9 protein-coding genes are annotated in these 6,823 nt (G+C 36.2%); 3 read left to right on the top strand and 6 right to left on the bottom strand.

Annotation, left to right across the window (positions count from 1 at the left end; genetic code table 11):
* Positions 1-259 precede the first annotated feature (259 nt).
* Positions 260-628, bottom strand: a complete 369-nt coding sequence (locus EQ827_RS07235; protein ID WP_181190331.1) for a CvfD/Ygs/GSP13 family RNA-binding post-transcriptional regulator — start codon at positions 626-628, stop codon at positions 260-262.
* A gap of 76 nt (positions 629-704) precedes the next feature.
* Between EQ827_RS07235 and EQ827_RS07230 the strand changes: the two genes are divergently transcribed.
* Both EQ827_RS07230 and EQ827_RS07225 read left to right on the top strand, forming a co-directional pair.
* Positions 705-1,691 (top strand): NAD(P)/FAD-dependent oxidoreductase, encoded by a 987-nt coding sequence (locus EQ827_RS07230; RefSeq protein ID WP_181190330.1) that lies wholly within the window; start codon positions 705-707, stop codon positions 1,689-1,691.
* Positions 1,692-1,759: 68 nt separating this feature from the next.
* On the top strand, positions 1,760-2,398 hold the full coding sequence (locus tag EQ827_RS07225) for a VTT domain-containing protein (RefSeq protein WP_181190329.1): 639 nt from the start codon (positions 1,760-1,762) through the stop codon (positions 2,396-2,398).
* 49 nt (positions 2,399-2,447) lie between these two features.
* On the opposite strand, the gene EQ827_RS07220 is transcribed toward EQ827_RS07225, so the two are convergent.
* The 5 genes from EQ827_RS07220 to EQ827_RS07200 all read right to left on the bottom strand — a co-directional run bounded on the left by EQ827_RS07220 (position 2,448) and on the right by EQ827_RS07200 (position 6,268).
* Complete coding sequence (locus tag EQ827_RS07220) at positions 2,448-3,089, bottom strand: TIGR01906 family membrane protein (RefSeq protein ID WP_181190328.1); 642 nt, start codon at positions 3,087-3,089, stop codon at positions 2,448-2,450.
* A 2-nt stretch (positions 3,090-3,091) separates the two neighbouring features.
* Positions 3,092-3,871, bottom strand: a complete 780-nt coding sequence (locus EQ827_RS07215; RefSeq protein WP_181190327.1) for a TIGR01457 family HAD-type hydrolase — start codon at positions 3,869-3,871, stop codon at positions 3,092-3,094.
* 12 nt (positions 3,872-3,883) lie between these two features.
* On the bottom strand, positions 3,884-4,495 hold the full coding sequence (locus EQ827_RS07210) for a YutD family protein (protein ID WP_181190326.1): 612 nt from the start codon (positions 4,493-4,495) through the stop codon (positions 3,884-3,886).
* Positions 4,482-5,882, bottom strand: a complete 1,401-nt coding sequence (locus EQ827_RS07205) for a bifunctional metallophosphatase/5'-nucleotidase (protein ID WP_181190325.1) — start codon at positions 5,880-5,882, stop codon at positions 4,482-4,484. Before EQ827_RS07205 ends, EQ827_RS07210 begins: the two co-directional genes overlap by 14 nt.
* A 74-nt stretch (positions 5,883-5,956) precedes the next feature.
* Positions 5,957-6,268: a hypothetical protein gene (locus EQ827_RS07200; RefSeq protein WP_181190324.1), complete on the bottom strand. Its 312-nt coding sequence runs from the start codon at positions 6,266-6,268 to the stop codon at positions 5,957-5,959.
* Positions 6,269-6,293: 25 nt separating this feature from the next.
* Here EQ827_RS07200 and EQ827_RS07195 point away from each other — a divergent pair.
* The coding region (locus EQ827_RS07195; protein ID WP_219912667.1) for a glycerophosphodiester phosphodiesterase at positions 6,294-6,823 on the top strand (530 nt) is incomplete at its 3' end.

Raw genomic sequence — 6,823 nt, 5'->3', positions numbered from 1 at the left:
GTCTTTTCTTTATTGTTTCTCATTGACAGGTTCTTTTGAACCCTGCACTTTTGCGTTTAGAAACTTTATTCAGTTTTCAAAGTTCACCTCGCTGCCATGTAGCAGCTGTTTTATTATATCAGCTACTCGGAAGCTTGTCAAGAACTTTTTTATTGACTTTTTTGTCGCTTGTTTGTTCTTAACTTCTCCTCCGTGACAACAGAAAATATCTTACCAAGTTTTCTTCCTAAACGCAAGTACTTTTTTCAAAAAAATTAAATTATTTTATATTTTCCAGAACATCTTGGATCCAAATGTCCTTCATATCAGCAATTGTCTGGTATCCAATTTTATTTTTATAGTTAGTCCAATATCTTTTTTTATGATAGTTATTAGCATCATAAATCGCTGGTTGTAAAGCACGAGTCGATAAGCTGATTTTGCCATTATACTCATCTATATCTAAGATGACTACTTTGATTTTTTGACCAATTTTATATAGTTGATTGATATCCGTGACATAGCCGTTTTGACATTCTGAAATATGAATTAGTCCTTGTAAATTACTACCATCTATGTGTACAAAGATTCCATAAGTCCGTATTCCGGATACTTCACCGGCAACTACATCCCCTATTTTTAAATTCATAAAACACTTCCTCCTATTTTTAAACTAATCTATAGTATGCTAATTAAGTATATTATATATTATGAGGTGAGTTTTAGTGACAAAAAAAACATTTGATATTGCTGTAATTGGTGGCGGACCAGTAGGTATTTTTACTGCTTTTTATGCCGCAATGCGTGATTTAGAGCCAGTTTTAATTGAGAGTATGCCAACACTAGGAGGACAGCCAAGTAACTTATACGCACAAAAACAAATTTATGATGTTGCCGGCCAATTTGGCGTTAATGGTTCGCAACTCATTCAAAATTTGATAATTGATCAGCCTCCATTTAAATATGAGACTTGCTTGGAGACTACTGTGGAAAATTTTGTTAAGCAAGATGACTACTATCAAATTAAAACTAATCATGAAGATATTTTTGCAAAAGCAATCATTATCACAGTTGGTAATGGCCCATTTAATCCCCGTAAATTGGCTTTCGATTATGATCCTCAATTAGAAGGAAAACAGCTTAATTATTTTGTGAAAAATCTTGAGGATTTTCGAAATTGTGACGTTTTAGTGGCTGGTGGCGGAGATACGGCTGTTGATTGGGCTTTAGAAATCGATAAAGTTGCGCATCACACATCTTTATTACATCGTCGTAATCAGTTTCGCGCTTTAGAATCTAGCGTCAAGAGATTAATGGATACTAAGGTAGAGTTGCTAACTCCTAATATTATTACCGGCCTTCAGTTACTACCTGACAGCAACAAAGTGAGTGTAAGCTTTAAAACTGTTGGCACTGAAGATACTGCACAGGTTATTGTGGATAAAATCCTCGTAAACTACGGCATGACTACTGACTCACGCCTATTAAGGAAATGGGGCTTAGAGTTACAAGGTCCTTTTATTCCGGTAAATTCTAAAATGCAGACGAACTTAGAACATGTATATGCTGCTGGTGATGTGGTTACCTACCCGGGAAAGCAAAAACTAATCACTTTAGGCTTTGCTGAAGGCCCTATTGCTGTTAGTAGTGCTATTGCAGACATATACCCGCAAAAATCTAATTTTGGCCACAGTTCTTCGATGTTTAATTAAAAATTTTATTTTTAATTTAGCGGTAAAACAGTTAGAATATTCCCTAAAATATGTTTAAAGGAGCCTATATGCAATTAATTGATTTTATTATGAATGTGGACCGCCATTTAGCACAGTTGGTGAATCAGTTTGGTAATTGGTCTTACGTGATTTTATTTTTAATTATTTTTGTAGAAACGGGAGCTGTTATTTTACCATTTTTACCCGGCGATTCACTTTTGTTTGCTGCAGCGGCGTTAGCTGCAAATCAAAACAGTCGCCTTAACTTTTGGATACTTTTTATTTTATTCTTAACGGCTGCTGTTGGCGGTGATTCAAGCAACTTCTTTATTAGTAAGCATTTAAATCAATGGCTGCAGACTAAAGCTTGGTTCCATAAATTTGTGAAGCCCGAGTATTTGACCCAAGCCCAGGAATTTTTTGATAAGCACGGTGGTAAGGCTATTGCTCTAGGACGCTTTATCCCTATCATTAGAACCTTTGTTCCTTTTGTGGCTGGTAGTGGCGCCCTTTCTTATGGCCGGTTTTTACACTACAACATTATTGGTTCATTGATTTGGGTCAGTATGTGTTTGATTTGCGGACATTTGTTTGGTAATTTACCGTTTGTTCAGGAACATTTTTCTTTAATAGTTCTAGGAATAATTTTTATCTCTGTATTACCCGCAATAATTGGCTTTTTCAAGTCAAAACGAACAGCTGAATAAGTACCAATAAAAAAGAAGACCAAGACAATAACTGCCCAGGTCTTCTTTTTTATTTATTATTATTTGCAATGTGCTTTTGCTTTTGGCGGCCATAAAGCCAAAAAAGTAATAAGAGGCCTTCAAAGACTATAAAAGCCACCAAAAAACAGTGTGCAAAAAACGTATCAGGTAAAATATTAATAACTGGATCTTTGTTGGGATCAAACAACCAGTTATTATTGCGAAACAAGATTTTATGAAAGATAACAAAGAGCGTGTCAAAATTCATACTTGCTAAAAGGGCAATAATTATAATAATAAGATTGATTTTTCCTAAACTTTTTTGATTAATTTGCAGTAATGCAGGCAATGCCTGACGCTTTTGCCACCAATAAAGTAAACATAAACTAAGAAGCCACATTACAGCAGTTAAGATAAACAATTGCCGTACTTCTTGGAAATGTTCTAAGCCGGCAGCTGATGACGAAAAATTAGCCAATTGCAGCCGGGGCAGCCATGGTCTTGTTAAATATGCCATTATTTGCTGATAATTATGCCAAATTTGCTTCTGGCTTAAATTAACTACTAAATCAAGCTGTAAATAATGGGCATCCCCCCAAAAAATAAGCCCACTGACGCCAATCGCCACTATCACAGAAGTACAAAGGGCTAAAATTAACACACACAAAACAAAAGCGATATTTAAAATCATTATTATTCAACTTTCCATTCATCCAAGCTTTGAATTTGATAACTTGGCTGTCGTTTTTGCAAAGCTACTTGCTGCGGCGTACTTACTCCGGTATAAACTAAAATTGTATCAATATCTGCATTGAAACCACATTTAATATCTGTATTATAATTGTCGCCGACAATCGCGACTTGATCGCGCTGCCAGCCTTTAACTTTCAAGGTATAATCGGCAATCGTTCGCTCAGGTTTCCCAATATAAAGAGCCTTTTGCTGCGTAGCAGTTTCTACTAATGAAATTAATGAACCAGCTCCCGGAACCAGACCACGTTCATTTGGTAAATTAGTATCTGCATTAGTTCCGATAAATTGAGCTCCTTGCTTAATTGCTAACGTGGCTAATTCAAATTTGTGGTAAGTAACATCAAAATCCAAACCTACCACCACGTAATCAGGATGTTGCTCATCATAGCGAATACCCGTCGCAAAAATAGCTGTTTGTAAGCCAACTTGACCAATCACAAAACATGATTTTGTAGATAAGTCCGCTGCTTGTTCTTGCAAATAATTAGCAGTAGCCAAAGAAGGTGTTATGATTTGCTCTGGTGATACTGATATTTGATGATTTTGCTTTAAATTATCTACCACCTGCTGTGGTGTTTTAGTTGTATTATTAGTCAAAAAAACAAATGGTATCTGTGCCCTTTGTAAGCGCTCAACAAAACGATGAGCGGCAGGTATTGGCTGCCGCCCCCGATAAATTGTTCCATCTAAATCTATTAAGTATCCTTGGTATTTTTTCATAATAAACCTCGATTATTTTAAGTTGCGAATTTTAAAAGTAGCTTTTTTACGCGTTTTAGCGATTGGAGCGGCGCCCTTACTCAACGTTTTCTTTTCTGTGGTGTTCTTGTTTAAAGAATTAAGATGGCGCCGACGAAACTTTAAGTTGGCTTTATGATGGTTAGTACGACTACTTTTTTTCTTGATAATAGCACCTTTGGTCGGTGTTAGTGGATCTTTTTGATCTCTTTCTAACACAAAATACTCACAGCCAAAGTTACAGTATTCCAAAAGATAATCTTGAAGGGTAGCAATTTTTTGGTCAAGTTTAGCTTGCGGACGCTCATTATCATAAAAGCCTCGCAGTCGCAACTGACCATAGCCCCAATCGCCTACAATATAATCATACTTGCGCAAAACAGTATTGTAGCGCATTGCCAAACGTCGTGTATCCAATTCATCACCATGATTGACGGCAATCGTATATAAATCTTGATTGATTTTAATTTTATTGCTACTAATCTGCACCACATCGGCTGCTAATTCTACTTCTGTTTCATCTTTTGAAGCCGCAATTGCATGAGCAATACTTTTGCTCAATGCAGATGTTTTTTTGGTTTCATTATCAATATTAGTTTCGGTCATGGGATGCACCTGCTTTCAAGGGAAATTTGTGCGCCAAGTATTTTCCAAATACTGTCCGCAAAAAATCGGGATACAATAACTGATTATCTCCGACTATCTGTAAGGTAGGAAAGAAAGGAATAAATAAATAATGATCTAAAAGTGCAATACTATATTTTTTATTGGGAACAACTTCTTGCCCTTGATAAAAAACCTGTCTGGTACCTTCATTAATTGTCACTCCATCTAAAACAATTTGGCCAAAAATTTTTCCGCGAAAACCCATCCCTTTTTGCGGGAAAATCTGCAAAAAATTCCGATTTTTTTGAACTTCCATCATTAAACGCCAAAATTCTTGCCCTGATAAAGTGGTTTTCATCAAATGAATTGCATGCGGTAATTGCTGGTGCAAGTCATTTTCCGTAATAATGCCTGCTGGCAAGTCTGTTAAAAATAATCCTGAACTCAGCATAGCTACAGGGCTGCCAGTTGCCTGTTCTAAAGCCTTTAAAGCTAACTTTAAGGCAGGATGGGGAGCTGATAATTGAGCCGAAAGCCGATAAGGTAGCTTTGCTATTGCGCGTGATTGTAAAAGTTGCTCGCCTCGCTGTTGATAAGCTAAAATTATATTTTCATCAGTTGCTTTTACTGGTAAAGTGGCTGTTGCCACCGTTTTAGCTCTCATTTTTTGTAATTGATGATTTTTAATAGTTAGATAAATATTGCCAATATAATGACCATATTTTTCAGCGGCGGTAATCAAGGTTGAATTATGACGTTCTCCCTTAGGTAATAAATGATGACTATGGCCACCAATAATTATATCCAATTGCGGATACTTTTGACAGAGATAGCGGTCAGTATTGATTCCTAAATGGGACAACAAAATTAATACATCAACTTGTGGGCGCCACTGGGCAATTAAGGCAGGCAAGATATCTTGTACTAAGCGGACATCCCACCCTAATAAAGGATAAGTTAATAAGTAAGGTGCCGTTAAACCTAAAATACCGATTTTGGTTCCCGCTGCTGTCGTAATAACTTTAATACTCTGAACAAATTTAGGCTTTGTACCATCGGTCTCATATAAATTATCAAGAATTACAGGAAAATTGGCCTTTTGATACATTTGTTCCAGAATCTGATGATCATAGTATAAACCTTCACTGTTGCCGATAGTTACCGCATCATAATGCATTTTATTCATCCATTGGATATTGGCCTGAGCCATAGTCGCCTCCGTTAAAGGATGAACGCGATCAGAGGCATCTCCGATATCAAATAACAAAGTTTGTTGATGAATCTGCTGGTCTTTTTTTCGCTGTTGGGCTACAAAACGCTCAATCTGAGGGAAATTTTCAAAATGAGAATGCAAATCATTCGTATGCATTATATGCAATCGTTCCAAATTATAGTCTCCCTTCCTATAAATTTCTGCTTATCCAGCAATTTCATGTTAGAATTGACGACAGAAACTAGGATTTAATTAATATGATTTGCGCGCAATATTTCTTGAAAAGCATCTTGAATTTTGCCCACAGGCTTTTCCCATTCTTCCCAATGGTCAAAATCTACATCGGGAAATTCATAATGATCATTTATATACTTTTCGTAAGTTTTAACAGCTGTCGAACGCGGAATATTTAATTCTAAAATACGAACTTCTTTAATAAAATTCCGTTCGGCTGCTAACTCTGCCCGACCATTGAGAAAAATATTACCCAATTCAAAGTATTTGCTGCCATCATTACGAGTAATTTGCTCAATTAAATCTAGGGACTGATATTCTTTCATATTATTCACTCCAATGAGGTAAATCATGTTAAAAAAGTTTTCTATTACTATTTTACTATTATTTTTATTTATTGCGAATAGCGGCTTTGCTGTTGTGGGACATCGTGGCGATCCCATCAAGGCTCCAGAAGAAAGTTTTCAAAGCATTGATACGGCTATTGGTGAAGGGGCTCAATGGGTTGAATTAGATGTTCATGAATCTAGTGACAGCCAACTGGTGATATCACATGACCGTAATTTGTTCCGCGTTACTGGACAAAATATCATTGTCTCCGAACATCCTGCCAGTCAGCTTACTCAATTAAAACAAAGCAATGGTCAAAACTTATATACTATTGAAGAATTATTTTCTCATTATCAAGATGACCCCAATGTCAAATTTCTAATTGAAACCAAAAAAACTAAACATGGCAATCCTCAGAATATGGAATTGTTATTAGTCAATGCCATTAAAAAGTACCAAATGCAAAATCGCGTTATGGTGCATTCATTTTCTTTGGCTAGTTTAAAAAATATGCAGCAGTTAATGCCGGAAATTCCCCGCATCTTTATTGC

The organism is Bombilactobacillus bombi (genome assembly GCF_013607485.1).
In the GTDB taxonomy this organism is placed as follows: Bacteria; Bacillota; Bacilli; order Lactobacillales; family Lactobacillaceae; genus Bombilactobacillus; species Bombilactobacillus bombi_A.
This window is presented reverse-complemented; position numbering and strand designations above follow the sequence as displayed.